The 18,580-nt window shown below is 36.6% G+C and carries 17 protein-coding genes; 8 read left to right on the top strand and 9 right to left on the bottom strand.

Annotated elements, in window-relative coordinates:
• Positions 1-16: 16 nt before the first annotated feature.
• The 4 genes from Q763_RS03510 to Q763_RS03495 all read left to right on the top strand — a co-directional run bounded on the left by Q763_RS03510 (position 17) and on the right by Q763_RS03495 (position 6,626).
• Positions 17-952, top strand: coding sequence for a transglutaminase domain-containing protein (locus tag Q763_RS03510; protein ID WP_035131232.1), 936 nt, complete (start codon positions 17-19; stop codon positions 950-952).
• Between the two features lie 28 nt (positions 953-980).
• The gene (locus tag Q763_RS03505) at positions 981-1,964 is read left to right on the top strand and encodes a transglutaminase domain-containing protein (RefSeq protein WP_084595997.1); all 984 of its coding nucleotides are present in this window, start codon (positions 981-983) and stop codon (positions 1,962-1,964) included.
• 116 nt (positions 1,965-2,080) lie between these two features.
• Complete coding sequence (locus tag Q763_RS03500; RefSeq protein WP_035131228.1) at positions 2,081-3,934, top strand: DNA topoisomerase IV subunit B; 1,854 nt, start codon at positions 2,081-2,083, stop codon at positions 3,932-3,934.
• A gap of 49 nt (positions 3,935-3,983) precedes the next feature.
• On the top strand, positions 3,984-6,626 hold the full coding sequence (locus Q763_RS03495; protein WP_035131226.1) for a DNA gyrase/topoisomerase IV subunit A: 2,643 nt from the start codon (positions 3,984-3,986) through the stop codon (positions 6,624-6,626).
• A gap of 35 nt (positions 6,627-6,661) precedes the next feature.
• On the opposite strand, the gene Q763_RS03490 is transcribed toward Q763_RS03495, so the two are convergent.
• The 8 genes from Q763_RS03490 to Q763_RS03455 all read right to left on the bottom strand — a co-directional run bounded on the left by Q763_RS03490 (position 6,662) and on the right by Q763_RS03455 (position 13,391).
• Positions 6,662-8,980 (bottom strand): zinc-dependent metalloprotease, encoded by a 2,319-nt coding sequence (locus Q763_RS03490; protein ID WP_035131225.1) that lies wholly within the window; start codon positions 8,978-8,980, stop codon positions 6,662-6,664.
• 158 nt (positions 8,981-9,138) lie between these two features.
• A complete protein-coding gene (locus tag Q763_RS03485; RefSeq protein ID WP_035131224.1) occupies positions 9,139-9,915 on the bottom strand; it encodes a TerC family protein in 777 nt (258 codons plus the stop codon).
• A 10-nt stretch (positions 9,916-9,925) separates the two neighbouring features.
• Positions 9,926-10,297, bottom strand: coding sequence for a hypothetical protein (locus tag Q763_RS03480; RefSeq protein WP_035131223.1), 372 nt, complete (start codon positions 10,295-10,297; stop codon positions 9,926-9,928).
• A complete protein-coding gene (locus tag Q763_RS03475) occupies positions 10,294-10,881 on the bottom strand; it encodes a DUF1572 family protein (RefSeq protein WP_035131222.1) in 588 nt (195 codons plus the stop codon). Before Q763_RS03475 ends, Q763_RS03480 begins: the two co-directional genes overlap by 4 nt.
• On the bottom strand, positions 10,868-11,107 hold the full coding sequence (locus Q763_RS03470) for a DUF6095 family protein (protein ID WP_035131221.1): 240 nt from the start codon (positions 11,105-11,107) through the stop codon (positions 10,868-10,870). The genes Q763_RS03475 and Q763_RS03470 overlap by 14 nt, the downstream gene beginning before the upstream one ends.
• Positions 11,094-11,909, bottom strand: a complete 816-nt coding sequence (murQ, locus tag Q763_RS03465; protein WP_035131220.1) for an N-acetylmuramic acid 6-phosphate etherase — start codon at positions 11,907-11,909, stop codon at positions 11,094-11,096. Before murQ ends, Q763_RS03470 begins: the two co-directional genes overlap by 14 nt.
• Positions 11,910-11,927: 18 nt before the next feature.
• A complete protein-coding gene (locus Q763_RS03460) occupies positions 11,928-12,656 on the bottom strand; it encodes a ZIP family metal transporter (RefSeq protein ID WP_035131219.1) in 729 nt (242 codons plus the stop codon).
• Positions 12,657-12,659: 3 nt separating this feature from the next.
• Positions 12,660-13,391 carry an SAM-dependent methyltransferase gene (locus Q763_RS03455; protein WP_035131218.1) on the bottom strand — a complete coding sequence of 244 codons (732 nt, stop codon included), beginning with the start codon at positions 13,389-13,391 and terminating at the stop codon, positions 12,660-12,662.
• Between the two features lie 58 nt (positions 13,392-13,449).
• Here Q763_RS03455 and Q763_RS03450 point away from each other — a divergent pair, with 58 nt between their 5' ends.
• Together Q763_RS03450 and Q763_RS03445 are read left to right on the top strand one after the other, a co-directional pair.
• Positions 13,450-14,613, top strand: coding sequence for a THUMP domain-containing class I SAM-dependent RNA methyltransferase (locus tag Q763_RS03450; RefSeq protein ID WP_157499296.1), 1,164 nt, complete (start codon positions 13,450-13,452; stop codon positions 14,611-14,613).
• Positions 14,614-14,676: 63 nt separating this feature from the next.
• Positions 14,677-14,910, top strand: a complete 234-nt coding sequence (locus tag Q763_RS03445) for a hypothetical protein (RefSeq protein ID WP_035131217.1) — start codon at positions 14,677-14,679, stop codon at positions 14,908-14,910.
• On the opposite strand, the gene Q763_RS03440 is transcribed toward Q763_RS03445, so the two are convergent.
• Complete coding sequence (locus Q763_RS03440) at positions 14,894-15,862, bottom strand: hypothetical protein (protein ID WP_035131215.1); 969 nt, start codon at positions 15,860-15,862, stop codon at positions 14,894-14,896. The genes Q763_RS03445 and Q763_RS03440 overlap by 17 nt on opposite strands.
• A gap of 417 nt (positions 15,863-16,279) precedes the next feature.
• Between Q763_RS03440 and Q763_RS03435 the strand changes: the two genes are divergently transcribed.
• Both Q763_RS03435 and lpxD read left to right on the top strand, forming a co-directional pair.
• Positions 16,280-17,524 (top strand): HD domain-containing protein, encoded by a 1,245-nt coding sequence (locus Q763_RS03435; protein WP_035131213.1) that lies wholly within the window; start codon positions 16,280-16,282, stop codon positions 17,522-17,524.
• 23 nt (positions 17,525-17,547) lie between these two features.
• The gene (lpxD, locus tag Q763_RS03430) at positions 17,548-18,570 is read left to right on the top strand and encodes a UDP-3-O-(3-hydroxymyristoyl)glucosamine N-acyltransferase (RefSeq protein WP_035131211.1); all 1,023 of its coding nucleotides are present in this window, start codon (positions 17,548-17,550) and stop codon (positions 18,568-18,570) included.
• Positions 18,571-18,580 lie beyond the last annotated feature (10 nt).

Genomic DNA, 18,580 nt, shown 5'->3' with positions numbered 1-18,580 from the left:
CCTTTAAAACACACCGATGAAAAAAATAACATTACTCTTTTTACTACTTTCAGCAGCCGTTTATTCACAGGATTTTTCAACTGTAGATGCTACTGTTTCTTCTTATCCTCATTCGTTTACCGACGTAAATCAATTAGCCCAGCTTATAAAAAAGGATTTTACATCTGAAAATGATAAGGCTAGAGCTATTTTTAGCTGGATAGCCCAAAATGTTCAGTTTGATGATGTTCAGTCGGGAAAAGCTGCATTTACTTATAAAACGGAACAGGAAAGGGTTCAGAAAGAGAAAAAATATAAAGCTGAAATTGTAACAAAAGCTTTAAAAGATAATAAGGCAACCAGCCGTGGTTATACAGAACTGTTTGAAAAGCTTTGTAATGAAGTAGGACTTGAATGCGTCTCTATAGTTGGTTTTCTTAAGGCTTCTCCTCAGGATATAGGGAAAAGTCCTGTAACGGTTAATCATTCCTGGAATGCGGTTAAAATAAAGGGAGAGTGGAGGTTTGCCGATGCTACTCTTGGAGCAGGTATTATGGTTGGTCCCGGGCAGTTTAGGGCTAATTTTAATGATGGCTATTTTTTTACAGCACCCAATAAATTCTTCCTTAATCATTACCCTAACGATGAAAAATGGCTGTTGACCAAAAAAACTAAAGAAGAATTTATAAACCTGCCATTATATTACGGCGAATATATAAAAGCAGATTATACAATTACTGAACCTTCTGCAGCTGTGGTTACTATTCCTTCTGATGGAGAAATAATTATCAAGTTTAAGGATGCCAATCCATACATGGCTGTATATTATTTTACAGACGGAGCCAATAAACTGGAGTATCTGGAAATTGATGCAAATACAATGACAGCCAAAGCTAAAGTAAATAAAGAAACTGATCATTATTTGAATATAGTTATTGACCAACAGTTTGTTGTGACCTATATTTTAAAATAACTGGCAGGATTGTTGGTGGGTATGATACATGAAAAAAACGCATTTTAAGTCGGTTATAATCTTATTATTCATCATGTTGTTTAGCGGTAAAATGACCGCACAGGATTTTACGAAGGTAGATGATGTAGTTAAAGGATACCCAAATAAATTTTCATCTTTAGATAAGTTTGCCGAAAAGATAAATACTGATTTTAAACGTGATGATGAAAAGGCACGTGCTATATTTACATGGATTGCGCTTAATGTGGAATATGATATTGGTAAATATGGCGTTAGTGAACGCCCAGTAGGTTTTTCATACCGTACAGAAGCAGAAAAGCTGGCTAAATTGAAAGAAATGGATGAAAAGCTTGCCACAACTACTTTAAAAAATAAAAAGGCAGTGTGTCATGGTTATTCGGCTTTATTTAAAATTATAGCTAATAAACTAGGGCTTGAAGCCGAAATAATACCGGGGACTTCAAAATCACACCCTTCACACGTGGGTGCAGGTCCGAGAGCGAGAGATCATGCCTGGAATGCTGTTAAAGTAGGCGGAGAGTGGAAGCTTCTCGATGTTACGTGGGCTGCGGGTACGGCAACAGGTAATCCGTTACGGTTTGAATTCAGGTTTAATGATGCGTTCTTTTTTACCAGTCCCGATACGTTTTTTCTCAATCATTTTCCTGATGAGAAAAAGTGGTTGCTAACCAATAAAACCGAAAAAGACTTTGCTAATTTACCACTGTATTATGGCAATTATCTTTCAGGAGGGTACGAGCTTATCACTCCGAAATACGGGACTTTTAAAGGGGTAAAAAACGGTGTTTTATCGTTTAAAATTAAAAATATCAGTCCGCAGGATACGGTTGCCTATGTATTTAGCAAGGAGCGTATTTTTAAATTAGTAAAACCCGTTTTTAACGATGATGTGGCCGAGTTTGAAGTGGAGTTCAATAATAGCTCAATTGGTGTTTTAACCTTGTATATTAACAGGAAATCGGTGCTTGCATACCGCATAAACAGGGGATAGGTCATAAAACATTAAAAAACTGATAAAAGTTGTCTGACTTTTAATAAGTTTCCCCTTTCACGCTTTCTTTTTTTCCGCAGATATAATATATTAGCAGAAAATCCATAAATTTTACTATGCTGGAGCAGAATCAGTACACTGAAGATAACATCCGCTCGTTAGACTGGAAGGAACATATCCGTATGCGTCCGGGTATGTACATTGGTAAGCTGGGAGACGGCTCTTCGCCAGACGACGGTATTTACATTCTTTTAAAAGAGGTTATAGATAACTCTATTGATGAGTTTGTAATGGGAACCGGTAAGACCATTGAGGTTACCGTAAAGGATAAAACTGTGAGCGTTCGTGACTACGGGCGTGGTATCCCTTTAGGTAAGGTGGTAGATGTGGTCTCCAAAATGAATACCGGTGGTAAGTACGACTCTAAAGCATTTAAAAAGTCAGTGGGTTTAAATGGTGTGGGTACCAAAGCGGTAAATGCACTTTCAAGTTATTTCAGGGTTGAGTCGGTTAGGGATAACCAAATCAAAGCTGCCGATTTCTCTGCCGGAGAACTTACTGCCGAAGAAGAACTTGCCGAAACTTCCAAAAGGAAAGGTACTAAGGTTACTTTCCTTGCAGATGATACCATTTTTAAAAATTACAAATACCGTAACGAGTATATTGTAAAAATGCTTAAAAATTATTGTTACCTGAATACAGGACTTACAATAATTTTCAACGGTGAAAAATACTATTCTGAAGAAGGACTTAAAGATCTTCTTGGAGAAACAATAAATGAGGAGGACAGGATTTATCCTATAATCCACCTGAAGGATGAAGACATAGAGGTTGCTATTACTCACAGCAAAACACAGTATAGTGAAGAATATTACTCTTTTGTTAACGGACAGAATACCACACAGGGTGGTACCCACTTAGGGGCTTTTCGTGAGGCTATTGTGAGGACTGTAAAAGAGTTTTACAATAAAAACTTTGAGGCTGCCGATATAAGGAAATCTATAGTTAGTGCTATCAGCGTTAAGGTAGAGGAACCTGTATTTGAATCGCAAACGAAGACCAAGCTCGGTTCTACCGATATGGGGCCAAACCAGCCTACAGTGCGTACTTTTGTAAACGACTTTATAAAAACCAAGCTTGATAACTTCCTGCACCGTAACCCGGAAGTGGCTGATGCTCTGCTTAAAAAGATATTGCAGGCAGAGCGTGAACGTAAAGAACTTTCAGGTATACGTAAACTGGCAAGGGACAGGGCTAAGAAAGCAAGTCTTCACAATAAGAAACTGCGAGACTGCAGGGTACACTTAACCGATGCTAAAAATCCGCGAAGTCTGGAAAGTACACTTTTCATTACCGAGGGGGATTCGGCTTCAGGTTCCATTACCAAGTCAAGGGATGTAAACACACAGGCGGTTTTCAGTTTACGGGGTAAGCCATTAAACTCGTATGGCATGAGCAAAAAAATTGTTTATGAGAACGAGGAGTTTAACTTATTACAGGCTGCGCTTGATATTGAGGAGGATATGGAGAACCTGCGTTACAACAATATTGTAATTGCAACGGATGCCGACGTAGACGGTATGCACATACGCTTGCTGTTAATTACCTTCTTTTTACAGTTTTTCCCTGAGCTGATAAAGGAAAATCATTTGTATATATTACAAACGCCTTTATTCCGTGTTAGGAACAAAAAGGAAACCATATACTGCTACTCTGATGAGGAACGCCGTAATGCCATTGATAAACTTAAAGGCAAGCCGGAAATAACCCGATTTAAAGGTCTAGGTGAGATTTCGCCCGATGAGTTCCAGCACTTCATTGGTCAGGATATACGTTTGGATCCAGTATTAATGGATAAAGCGACATCAGTAGAGACTCTGTTGGAGTTTTACATGGGTAAAAATACGCCAGACAGGCAGGAGTTTATTATCAATAACCTTAAGGTTGAACTTGATGTTGTTGAAGAATAATCTCAATTCATACACATATTATTTCAAATTTTAATTTGGAAGTAAATACATGGACGAAGAAAACTTAGAGCCGTTAGAAGGCGAACATTTTTACGAAAAGTCGGATAATCCGGAGTCACAGGATACCATTACCAAGGTAACGGGTATGTATAAAGACTGGTTTCTGGATTATGCTTCCTACGTTATCCTGGAGCGTGCGGTACCTGCCATTGAAGATGGTTTTAAACCGGTACAGCGAAGGATAATGCATTCCCTTAAGGAACTGGACGATGGTCGTTACAACAAGGTGGCTAACGTAGTAGGGCACACTATGCAGTATCACCCGCACGGTGATGCCAGTATTGGTGATGCCATGGTACAGATAGGGCAAAAGGACCTGCTTATCGACACTCAGGGTAACTGGGGTAACATTCTTACAGGTGACGGAGCTGCTGCTCCCCGTTATATTGAGGCGCGACTTTCCAAGTTTGCGCTCGATGTGTTGTATAGCCCTAAAATTACCACATGGCAGTCGTCTTATGACGGACGTAAAAATGAACCGGTGCATCTTCCGGTTAAGTTCCCGTTACTATTGGCTCAGGGTGCCGAGGGTATTGCGGTAGGTTTATCTACTAAAGTGCTTCCGCATAATTTTCTTGAGCTTATAGATGCTTCGGTTAAAATATTAAAGAAGAAACCGTTTACACTTTATCCTGATTTCCCTACAGGTGGTGTGGCCGATATGTCTAACTATAACGACGGTATGAGGGGTGGTCGTGTAAGGGTGCGTGCTAAAATTTCACAACAGGATAAGAGTACGCTGGTTATTACACAAATACCTTTTACTACAAATACTACTTCGTTAATAGACAGTATACTTAAGGCTAACGAAAAAGGGAAAATTAAAATACGCAAAATTGAAGACAACACTGCGGCTGATGTTGAGATATTGATACATCTTCCTAACGGTGTTTCTCCTGATAAAACTATAGATGCTCTTTATGCCTTTACGGCCTGCGAAACATCCATAGCACCGCTTGGCTGTGTTATTCAGGATCAAAAACCGCTGTTTGTAGGGGTAAGTGATATGCTCAGAATATCGACCGACAGAACGGTGGAGCTTTTAAGGAGTGAACTGGAAATTGAACTTACTGAGCTTGAAGAGCAATGGCATTTCCAGTCGTTAGAACGTATTTTTATAGAAAACAGGATTTACCGCCGTATTGAGGAAGAAGAAACTTGGGAAGGTGTTATTAAGGCTATTGATGAAGGTTTGAAACCTTTTACTAAACACCTTAAGCGCGCCGTAACCGAAGAGGATATTGTAAGGCTTACAGAAATACGAATTAAACGTATCTCTAAGTTTGATATTGATAAGGCTCAGGAGAAAATAGAAGCTCTTGAAGGTGATATTGAACAAGTAAAGCATAATTTAGAGCATATAATTGATTTTGCCATTGATTTCTTCCAGAACCTGAAAGAGAAATATGGTAAAGGTAGAGAACGTAAAACGGAGATTAGGAACTTTGATAATATTGAGGCTACTAAGGTTGTTTTGCGTAATACCAAGCTTTACGTTAACCGTGAAGAAGGTTTTGTAGGTACCGGACTTAAAAAAGACGAATATGTAGCCGATTGTTCTGACATTGACGATGTAATTGTGTTTTTAAGAGATGGTAACATGATGGTGACAAAGGTGGATGTGAAAACCTTTGTGGGTAAAGACATTATTTATGTTGCCGTATTTACCAAAAACGATAAGCGTACCATTTACAATATGATTTACCGAGATGGTAAGTCGGGGCCATCATACGTAAAACGATTTAATGTAACCAGTATTACCAGAGATAAATTGTATGATTTGACTCAGGGTAATAAAGGGTCGCAAATAGTATACTTCTCAGGAAATCCAAACGGTGAGGCCGAAGTGGTTACCATACTGCTACGACAGGTAGGAAGTATTAAGAAACTGAAGTTTGATCTTGATTTTGCCACACTAGCCATAAAAGGACGTGCCTCAAAAGGTAACAAAGTGACAAGATATCCTATTAAGCGTATTGAGCTTAAAGAGAAAGGTATATCCACTTTAAAACCGAGAAGGATTTGGTTTGACGATACCGTACAGCGTTTAAATGTTGACGGAAGGGGAGAACTGCTGGGTGAATTCAAATCTAATGACAGGCTACTTATTATTAATCAGTCGGGTAAAGTAAAAACTATTATACCGGATCTTTCTACTCACTTTGAGGAAGGAATGATCGTACTGGAAAAATGGGTGCCTAAAAAGCCTATTTCTGCCATTTATTATGACGGGGAGAAAACCCGTTACTATATAAAACGCTTTTTGGTTGAAAACGAGAACAAGGAAGAAATCTTTATAACAGAGCATCCTAACTCACAACTCGAAATTGTTTCTACTGATTACAGACCTGTTGCCGAGATAATATTCTCTAAGGTAAAAGGAGTACAGAAGGAAAACATGGAAGTAGATCTTGAAGGTTTCATTGCTGTTAAAGGCATAAAGGCACTGGGTAACCAGTTAACTACTGATAAAGTAAGACAAATTAACCTGTTGGAATCATTACCTTATGATGAGCCGGAAGAAGAACCGGAACCGGAAGAAATGGAGGTGAAGGATGAAGTTGATTTGACAGACGGAAATACAACAATAGGTCTTGATGATGACGGACAAATAACATTATCACTTGATTAAAAAAAAAGCAGCTAATTTTTTAGCTGCTTTTTTATTTAGCGTTCAATGAAAATTTTCTTCAATACTTTTTCTGAGGTTTCAGTATCGGTAATTTCAAGAAGGTAAAGCCCCTGTGATAAATTTTGAACATCAAATTTACTTTGATTTAAATTTTCTCTTACAAGCTGTCCCAGTACGTTATAAAGTTTAGCATTAAAATTTACTGGTGAACTAAATTCAATATAAATATAATCTTTACTAGGGTTAGGGTAAATATTTACTAATGATGCCAGTGATGTTTCATTAAGAGATAGTGCTGACTCAACCTTAAAATCTACTGTATTAATGTCAAAATATATACTGTTATTTGCAGCTACTTTTACTCTTGCATTATCGATATCAATATTAGGCAATACTACTATTGCACTACCATTGTTTGGGGTATTGCTCAAAAGTGTAATAGGATAGGTATACCCTCCGTCTGTAGACAATGTTATAGATACATCATGAGTGTTTACCGGCGCAGCATCAGTTCCGTTTACATTCCATGTTATAGTTTGGCTTGAACCCCCGTTATAAACTATACCTTCAGTATTTTGACTTGTTACCTCAAACGGACCTGCATCAGCAACTACAATTCTTATATCATCTGAATTAATTCCGCTGGCATTGATAATCTGTCCGTTATATTCTATCTGATGGTTATCATTAACTGTTACCCTTATATCCATTTTACGCGGATGTGTAGGGAGTTGCTCCTGATTATTAAAATTATTATTTGCAATAACATCAGTCATTTTCGGAAATGTTCTTGAAGGGTTTGAATTTGGAGTTAGCCTCATGAATAATGCACCTTGTGTATCATCGGCTACAGGAATAAATTGAGGAGGCCCCGGACTCATGTTATCCCACACATAAGTTAGATTGTCTTCAGGGTCAGGATCACTAGCAGTTGCAGTTATTGTAAAAGGAGTACTAACAGGGATTACTACGTCCGGACCAACACTTATAACCGGAATGGTATTGCCTGTAGGCACTTGAGTACCAACAGACGGAATAGTCAATAAAAACTGGGCAAGCTGATGATAGGAAGCACCATGAGCGTGACCGTATTGATTTCCTCCCTGTATCGTCCAGTTTCCGTTTTCAGGTTCGTAATTATTAGTTTCATTGTTTATAGTATGTCCCTGAGTAAACTGATGTCCTATTTCGTGTCTGGCTACTGAAATGTCCAGTCCTCCCGATATTGCACGATCAAAACTAGCAGCACAACCTCCGCCTAAATAGGGATAAGTGAGAAGAACATGGCTTATATCATAGTTATCTTCTCCTATTATTCCATCAACAACATTTTTCTGTGCATCTAATATTTCTTCAATACCCGTACAGGCAAAAGAGCCAATAGGTAAGCTTTCCCAAGGATCTGTTTCAGCATTTTCAAAAATTAACTGGTCATTATCAGGTATAAGTTCAAACCTAACGCAGTATTCCCTGCCATAAGTTTCATTGATCGTTTCGAGCCATTCATTAATTAGATTTGAAGTATTATTTATACCTCCGTTTTCCTGTGTAAATTCTCCTATAGTTGAAACGGCAATTCTGAAAACCCTTAAATTTTCACCTCTTGGAATATTATTATTAAAGTAGGGAGAGGGGCAGTAAGAATCTAATGTTTCAGGATAATATACCTGTGCTTGTGAGAAGGATGCTAAACTGTCTGTTATTTCAAAGCCAAATAAATTAGCCACCTGATTCATTGCATATTCTTCTATTGTTTCCGGATAAGCCCATGCGTTACCGGCTAATAAAACTGATCCGCCGTTACTAACAAATTGTTCTAAAGTTTGAAGTTCGTTTACTGAGTAAAGTTCTAAATTGTTCCAATCGTTAGGCAGTATTAATATATCTGTGTTTGTGAGTGCGGAGGTTGTTATGTTTCCGGAAAAAGAATTAAATGTATAGTTATTCTCAGCAAGAGCAGCTTGAAGTATGGTTGTATTTTCCGTATTAACCCATTCTTCTTTGAGCTTAACCCTACTTGTGCCGGGATTAAGCCAGTTCATTACATTTAATAAAAATAAAAAATTATCTTCCTGATTAATGTTTTGATCTATAAACATATACTCATCGCCAATTGCCAGAACTTTACCATTTTCATATTGAGTGGCTACTGAAAAATGAGGAGGATTATCTAAACAAGGTTCAGAAGTAATTAAGGGGGTAACATTTACCTGATTGTTGATGGTATATAGCCCTGAAGGAAATACATATTCCAGTGATTGAATATTATTAAATATTTCTTCTAAATCTTGTGAATTTCCTTTTTGGCAGCCTACTATAAATAGTATAACTGCGATTAATTTTTTTTTAAACATAGTAATGGTTGATTTGACTATTAGTTAATAATTCGTTAAAAATATAAAAATATTTATTAGCTAAAAGTAAATATGTTCCTGAAAGTCAAATAATTATGTTTTATGCAAAAAAAGCTGTCTTTAAGACAGCTTTTCATTATTTAAGGGAATAAAATTTATTATTTTGTATGTTTCCTCATTTTCATATTTAAAAACTCTACGCAAACAGAAAATGCAATGGCAAAATATAAGTAACCTTTTGGAATAGCACCAACATATTGTCCTGCCAGTTGTGCGTTAGATAAGTGCATACTTTCGGTTAATAGCATAAAGCCTATCAGTATTAAAAAGGCAAGTCCTAATATTTGAAGCGACGGGTTGTTGTTTACAAACGTACCTACAGGTACCGCAAACAGCATCATAATGCCTACAGATATGACTACAGCAGTTATCATTATTATGAGTGCGCCCTCAACGCCGTTTGTCATACCTACAGCTGTTAGGATAGAGTCTACAGAGAAGATTATATCAATCATCAGTATTTGTAATATAATCCCTGAAAAAGACTTTTTCCTGCTACTCGTATTAAGCTGTGCTTCCTCTTCACCCTTATGGTCTACCTTTTCATGAATTTCTTTTGTACTCTTGTATATAAGGAATAATCCACCTATCAATAGTACTAAAGCCTGTCCGGTAATGTCGGCGCTAAACCATCCGAAGTCTATGGAAAAAAGAGATTTTTTCATCGCAATAAGCCATGTTACCCCAAATAACAAGGCAATACGCATAAACATTGCAAGAAAAAGACCAATTCTGGTGGCTTTTTTACGTTCTTCTTCAGGGAGTTTACCGGTAACTATAGATATAAAGATAATATTGTCTATACCCAGTACGATTTCTAAAAACGTAAGGGTTAGTAAGGCTACCCAGGTATTAGGATTTAAGAAAATTTCCATAACTGTGAAGTTAATCAATTTTTGTTACAGTTCCCTTCTGTCTATTACTATCTCCCACAAAAGAGTACTCAAAAGTATATGCGTCTCCTTTTGTGGTTAGTATTTTCATGTGTACAGCTTTTTTTTCCTGCATGTTTTTAGGATGGATTTTTTGTACGATATATTCGCAATCATTAATCCAACGGATGGAAGCGGTATCACTTTTACCTTCATAGGTATCTATTTCAAGGTCTTCAGTCCTTTCAAAAATGGTGGTTTGTGTTTTACCGTCTATTTCCTGTTCAAACTTAAACTTCCCTGTTTTAAAGTCAGTACAGTTACGCTCCTGTTGGTAGCATGAAGCTAATAAAAGTATTACAGGTAGTATTAGTAGTTTTTTCATGAGTTATTCTTTTTAATCTTGTTGAGTTCGGTATCTAAAAAACTTCTTTGTCCTTTTTCCTGTTCAAACTTCTGCTTGTTATACTCTCCCGACTTATTTTTAGGAATGGTAAGGCTATCCCATGGAGTGTTTTTAATTTGTTTGGCAAAAAACACTATCTGTCCAATATGGTAAGGGTAGTGGGAAAGCTGTCGGTTTATAGCTTCCATTACAGTATGTCCCTCATTTCTTATATAGATAATATCAGTCAGGTTTTCAGGAGTAAGGCTGTTTATAGTATTAAAGAAGCATGACCACCCTTCTTCCCACAGTTGCATCAGGTTTTCTTTGTTTGTAATAGGCTGTTCAAACTCATCATCACGGTTTCTCCAGTCTTTTTCCCCATCTGTAGTTAGGAAATCAGTCCATCGTGACATCATGTTTCCGTGTAAGTGCTTTACAATTACAGCTATGCTGTTTGAGTCATCGTTAACAGTGTAAAAAAGCTGTTGTGGCTCCAGTTGTTCCATAGCCCTTTCGGCTACGTTTTTGTAGTACTCAAACTGTTTTTTTATACTGTCAAGATATTGTTTACTGATGCTCATTTTTATCTCCTTCAAAAAGACTTTTCATTATAGTTTTTATTCCTAAAAACATAAATACCATAGCGCTGATACAAATTATTATACCTACACCCAGTATAGGTACATAAAACGGGTGTCCCTGATTTTTAAAGGAACTGTGTATTATTACAGGTCCCATAACAAACATAGGTAATGCCCATCCTAAACGTGTAAGGCCTTTTACAAGTATTTTTTTATCTGTTGCCATAACCTTCTATTGCTTTCCTAACGTTTTGATGCTCCTGTAATAGTTTTTCTGCTTCTTCACGGGGGATGTTAAGTTCATCCATAATCATTCGCACACCTCTGTCTACAAGCTTATGGTTGCTTAGCTGCATGTCTACCATTTTATTCCCTTTTACACGACCCAACTGAATCATCACAGCAGTAGAAATCATATTAAGCACCAGTTTTTGTGCCGTACCGGCTTTCATGCGTGAGCTTCCTGTTACAAATTCAGGACCCACAACCACCTCAATAGGGTATTTGGCAGTTTGAGCTAACGGACTGCCCTCGTTACAGGTAATACATCCGGTAAGGATGTTATTCTCATTACATTTTTCAAGTCCGCTAATAACGTAAGGGGTAGTGCCCGAAGCCGCTATGCCTACTACAGTATCATTATCGTTTATGTTGTATTCTGAAAGATCTTTCCATGCCTGTTCCTTATCGTCTTCGGCAAACTCTACGGCTTTACGTATGGCAGTGTCGCCTCCGGCAATAAGACCGATAACCAAATCAAACGGTACACCAAAAGTAGGAGGACATTCGGAAGCATCTACAATTCCAAGTCTGCCACTGGTACCGGCACCTATATAAAATAAGCGTCCGCCATCTTTCATTCTTGGAATAATCTGTTCTATTAAGGCTTCAATTTGCGGTAGCGCCTTTTCAATAGCAAGAGGTACGGTTTTGTCTTCGTTGTTTATATTGTGAAGTAACTGTGAAACCGACATCTTTTCAAGATGCTCGTATTTTGAACTTTCCTCTGTAGTTTTGGTAAACGACATGAATAATTATGTTTTATGTTAAAATTGCAGAAAATAAGCCATAATAACTCCCAGTATAATAGCTAAAAGCTTGGCAAGGTTAAACTTGTGTCCTTCGTTACTTTCAAAAATAATGGTTGATGAAATGTGGAATAAAATACCAATAACAACAGCCGAAATTTCTGTAAAATAGTGTTCTATAAAATGTAATTGTTCTGACAGTAATGTTCCCAGCGGAGTCATAAAGGCAAATACAAGCATAAACAGCATAACGATGGTTTTATTAAGTCCGCTGTTTATAAAGAATGCCGTTAGTATAATGGCAATAGGGAAGTGATGTATGGCGATACCCCAAGCCATACCATGATGATGACTTACAGGCATGCCTTCCAGTAATGCATGTATACATAAACTTATAAAAAGGAGCCATGGCATTTTTGAGTGGTCATGCTCATTGTTGTGTCCACTTCCGTGTACATGTCCGTGCTCGGCACCTTTAGAGAAATATTCCAAAATAATCTGGAATATAATACCAGTCATTATGTATAGCCCTATAGGATTGTTGTGAGAATGGTCGTGGTCATGACCATGATGATCATGCAGACTTGCTTCATAAACTTCGGGCAACAGGTGCATAACGGTTAATGAAAGCAGGAACGCACCACTAAAAGCCAAGAGTAGCTTAAGGTTCTTACGGTTTGTAGGCTTTAATATTAAAGCCATTACATAACCTAAAATTACCGACAGTAAGGGCAATATATATATCATGGGTTATTTAAAAATCATTATTAAACGTTCAGATTCATTTTTGTAAAACTTATGCAGTTTATAGTCGCCAAAAACATCAAGCAGGTAAATACCTGCTTCTTCCATCATGGCTTCAAAATCTTCAAGGGTAAGGGCTTTTACCTTTTCGGTGAAATGGAATTGCTGCCCTTTATCGTTAAAATCAATTTCTTTTATAATATGGTTGTCTTCCACATAACGTTTTATGTGAAATTCGATACCGTCTATCACTTTGGTTTCCTGAGGGACTAAATCTGCAATTACTTTATGAACATTCATAAAATCAATAACTGCAAAACCATATTCGGTTAAGCTGTTGTGAATTGCTTTTAATGTTATAAGATTATCATCGTCGCTTTCAAAATAACCAAAACTGGTAAACAGGTTTAATATGGCATCATACTTTTCATTACATGTATCTCTCATGTCGTGCACTACAAAATGTAGTTTATCGTTAGTGTGTTTTGATGCCTCTTTTATGCTGTTTTCCGAAAGATCGGCTCCGGTTACATCATATCCAAGCTTATTTAAGTATATGGAATGACGACCTTTTCCGCAGGCTAAATCTAATATTTTAGCGTCTTCGGGGAGGTTTAAATAGCCTGTAATATTGTCCATAAAGAGCTGAGCCTCTTCATAGTCGCGGTCTTTATAGAGTATATGGTAATAGGGTGTATCGAACCAGGATGCAAACCAGTTGTTTGTTTCTTTTTGCATATTCATTTAATGTACCCGCAAATTTAGTTTATTTTTGCCAAGAATTTGAGCGTGAATTATGGAAAATAATTATACAATGATAGCCAAAACCTTTTTTGGTTTTGAGGAGATACTGGCAAACGAATTAAGAGCCCTTGGCGCGCAGGATGTTGAGCAGGGGGTAAGAATGGTTAGCTTTAAAGGGGATAAAGGTTTTATGTACAAAGCCAATATAGCCCTGCGTACAGCTTTAAAAATACTTAAACCGGTAAAAAGGTTTAAGGCTTATAACGATAAGAGCCTTTATAACGGAATTCAGTCGGTTGACTGGAGTGAGTACATTAATGTGAACGATACTTTTGTGGTTGATGTTACCCTGAGTTCAGATCATTTTAACCATTCTCAGTTTGTAGCCCTTAAATCTAAAGATGCTATTGTAGACCAGTTTAGGGATAAATTTGGTAAAAGACCAGATATTGATAAAAACTATCCTGATTTAAGGATAAATGTTCATATTCACGATGATCAGTGCTCGGTTGCGCTTGATACTTCGGGAGCATCGTTACACCACCGAGGGTATAGAACGGCTACTAACATAGCCCCAATAAACGAGGTGCTTGCTGCAGGTATGCTGTTACTTTCGGGCTGGAACGGGGATGGCGACTTTTTAGACCCAATGTGTGGTAGTGGTACTATACTGGCAGAAGCAGCTATGATTGCCTGTAACATTCCGGCAAATATTAATCGTAAAGAATTTGCCTTCGAAAAATGGCACGATTGGGATAACGATCTTTTTGATACCATAGTAGAATCGTTACTTAAAAAGACAAGAGAATTTCATTATACTATTAAAGGATATGATAAGGCTCCGTCGGCAGTAATGAAAGCTAAAGACAATATTAGGAATGCTAATCTTGATGAGTATGTAACTATATCGCAGGAAAACTTTTTTGAAACACAGAAACAAAGTAAAGGTCCGCTTCACATGGTGTTTAACCCGCCATACGGAGAACGACTTGATATTCATTTAGAGCGTTTTTACAGGGAGTTGGGTGATACTTTAAAACAGGGATACCCAAATACTAATGCATGGTTCATTACAGCTAATCTTGAGGCACTTAAATATGTAGGGCTAAAACCATCGCGTAAAATAAAACTGTTTAACGGTAAGCTGGAAGCAAGGTTGGTGAAGTATGAAATGTATGAAGGCAGTAAGCGTACCAAATTTCAAAACAGGGACTAAGTTTTAGTCCCTAAAAACTTAATTTTATAATATTCGGTAATACTGAAAAAAAAACAAATAGCTATGAGTAAAAAGAATAAGGCTTTATTATATAACTTTTTAGGATTTACATTTTTTTATTTTATAGTTTATATCCTTATTGTGACTTTTACTCACATGACAGGTTATATGGTTCCTGTAACATCAGCAGTGGTTTCAACAATATTATCTCCTAAATTCCAGGCAGTACGTTTTCAGGGTGGAGAAAAGATATTTATGAAATGGCTTTTTATAAAGGGGGTTAAGGAAGTAAAGTAACAACTAAACTTAATAAGTAAAGTGTTGCTACTGTAAGCCCCAATAAAACCAAACCATATATAAAATCAGAATCTTTATTAAGTCTTTCAATTATAGGTTCTTTACCATATAATGCTATAAATTTTAGCCTTATTGGTTTTTGGTATAAAAGGAATATTACAGGGGAAAGAGAAAGATAGAAAATAATATCTTTATCTTTTTCATCAGTATGGGAGGTTAGTAATAGTATAATACCGTAAATAGCTAGTATTACGGAAAAAACAAGGGCTTTTTTATACGCTTTTGGATGTTGTAGTAATTCATACTCACCGAACAGCAACAATCCATATCCGAAAAATACCAATACGTTATAGAGGGAAAAATTTTTATGTGAAAAAAGAGCAGTAGCTATTAGTATCATAACACAAATGGCAATTATGATGTTGAGCTGAAAGGAAGCCGATGACTCATTATTATCATTTGTTTTGTAGTTTTTCTTCTCTTTAGGTTTTATTATTTTTGAATGTTTGGAATCACTTAGCTTAAAATCAGGTAATGTAAAAATTACATCACTATTATTTATCTGTTTTGATTTTCCTCTAAAATCAAATTTTAAAACCTCATTATCTGTAGTTGTGGCATATACATTATCAGACTCTTTATCATTTTCATTAATAAAAATCATAGCCTCTTTTCCCGTAAAGTGACTTTCTAAAATAGTATAAGCTTTTAAGCTAATGTTATACTCAATTTTTATAGGAAATTTGATGTAATTAACAAGAAAGAAAAACAGCTTATTATCCAGTCTCTTATCTGCGATTATTATGTGTTTGTTATTGCTTACCGGGTTAATTTGGAATATAAAATCAGGATTAAGTACATCGCTATATCGTTCAATCCATTGCTCAAGTGCCTTAATAAGTAGGGCGTAAGTGCCTCCGGTAATATATATAGTGTTTTGTTTTATCTCCATTTTTTATGACTGAATAACGTTCACAAATATAGTTTGTTTGTTGCTAAAAAGTCGTAGTGATCAGTAAGGTCTGTACATGCAATATGATCAAAAAAGGCCTGCAAATTTTCTTTACAGACCTTTTCCTTCAATAACCTAAGTAACAAAAAATAACGTTATTATTGTTTTCAGGCCGGTTGAAGATTTTTTGTTAATAACCTATTCGGCTGAAGTTGGATTGTTTACGCATTTCTTTAATTAAACATCATAAAATTAAGTATTTAGAATATAAAATTTGGCTTTAGCAATAAAATTAACCTAGGTTTAACGTTTGTAGTAAAATAGCGTTAATAGTATGTTTAACAGTGTTAAAAAAACTGTGTTTACGGCTTTTCCCATAGGAGAGATATTGTATATTTGTTGAAAATTACCTAATTAGTGAACAACATCAATAAACTTAAAATATTTAACGATCCTATTTACGGATTTGTTTCTATTACCAATCCGCTTATTTACGACCTTATTCAGCATCCTTATTTTCAGCGTTTAAGGCGTATTTCCCAAATGGGAATGTCTTATCTTGTATATCCGGGAGCACACCACACCCGTTTTCATCATGCGTTAGGATGTATGCATATTATGCAGAAAACCGTTCAGGTACTCCGCTTTAAAGGAGTGGAAATATCTGAGGCGGAAGAAAACGCACTTTACATTGCCATTTTATTACACGATATAGGTCACGGGCCTTTCTCTCACGCTATGGAGCATAGCATAGTGGAAGATGTTAACCATGAATCTATCTCTTTATTATTTATGGATAAGCTAAACCGTGAGTTTAACGGAGAGCTTGATCTTGCTATAAAAATATTTAAAGGAGAGTACCACAGGAAGTTTATGCTTCACCTTATTTCCAGTCAGCTTGATATGGACAGGATGGATTACCTGAAACGTGATAGTTTCTACTCGGGTGTTGCCGAGGGTAATATCAATTCAGAAAGGCTTATCCAGATGCTGGATGTGCAAAACGATATGCTGGTAATAGAGGAGAAGGGTATATACTCTGTAGAGAAATTCCTTGTAGCCCGTAGGCTAATGTACTGGCAGGCTTATTTACATAAAACCAGCCTTGCTGCCGAATTGGTACTGACTAAAATACTTAAAAGGGCAAAAGAGCTAACTCAACACGGCAGGATACTTACAGCCAGTAGTCCGTTACAGTTTTTCCTTCAAAATAAAATATCTCTTGAAGATTTTAATGATAAGGTATTGTACACTTTCTCAATGCTGGACGATTTTGATGTTATTTCTGCTATCAAGGAATGGCGTTTTGAAGACGATTTTGTGCTGAGTCATTTATGCACAATGATAATAGACAGGGATCTTCCTAAAATCAGATTACAGTCTGACAAGGTAAGTAAAGAAGAAGTAAAAAAGCTTAAGGATGAGTTTGTGTTGAAATATAAACTTAGTGAAAAAGAGGCCGACTACTTCGTTTTTAAAGGTAAAATTAAAAACCAGGCATATAATAAAACCGGAGAACCGATACATATATTGAAGAAAGACAGAAGTGTGGAAGATGTTGTTGAGGCTTCAGACCAACTGAACCTTAAAGCATTATCTAAACCTGTTACTAAGTATTACCTGTGCTTTCCAAAAGTGCTTTTGGAAAAAGCAGTCATTTAATTAAATTTTATATTTTTGTCGGGATGAAATTTACAGCAGAACAAATAGCGGGTATTTTAGAAGGAGATGTTGTGGGGAATCCGGAAGCGGAAGTTCATACTCTTGCTAAAATTGAGGAGGGTATTGAAGGTTCTCTTACTTTTTTAGCAAATCCAAAATACTCACCATATATATACACTACAAAAGCAACCATTACTATTGTTAACAGGACTTTTGAGCCTGAATCAGAACTTAGCACTACACTTATAAAGGTAGACGATGCTTACAAATCGTTCTCTAAGTTACTTGAGTACTACAATCAGGTTAAGCTTATGAAATCAGGTATTGAGCAACCTTCTGTATTGTCAGACAATGTTGAGTATGGAGAAGGTTTGTATCTTGGTAGTTTTTGTTACATAGGTAAAAATGTTAAAATAGGTAAAAACGTAAAAATTTATCCTAACAGTTTTGTGGGTGATAATGTTACCATTGGTGACAACTGTATTCTTTTTGCAGGAGTAAGAGTGTATTCTGAAACTGTTATGGGAGATAACTGTACTATCCATTCGGGGGCTATTATTGGTTCTGACGGATTTGGATATGCACCTAATGAAGAAGGAGAATACCATAAAGTACCTCAAATAGGGAACGTTATACTTGAAGATAATGTAGATGTGGGAGCCTGTACTACTATTGACAGAGCAACACTGGGCTCTACAGTTATTAAAAGAGGTGTTAAGCTGGATAACCAAATACAAATTGCACACAATGTTGTAATAGGTGAAAATACGGTCATAGCGTCGCAAACCGGTATTGCGGGATCTACCAAAATAGGTAAGAGCTGTATTATAGGTGGTCAGGTTGGTATAGTAGGTCACATTACCATAGGTAATAATGTACGCATACAGGCACAATCGGGAGTATCTAAAAACCTTGCTGATGGTGAAACTGTACAGGGTACACCTTCATTGGGATATTCTGACTTTAATAAGTCATATGTACACTTTAAAAATCTGCCTAAAATAGTTGCAGATGTAGAGGATATAAAACAACAAATCAAACAATAATAAAAATAGA

It is taken from the genome of Flavobacterium beibuense F44-8 (assembly GCF_000769915.1).
Classification (GTDB): domain Bacteria; phylum Bacteroidota; class Bacteroidia; order Flavobacteriales; family Flavobacteriaceae; genus Flavobacterium; species Flavobacterium beibuense.
The sequence above is the reverse complement of the archived record's forward strand: the minus strand, read 5'-3'. Positions and strand labels throughout refer to the sequence as shown.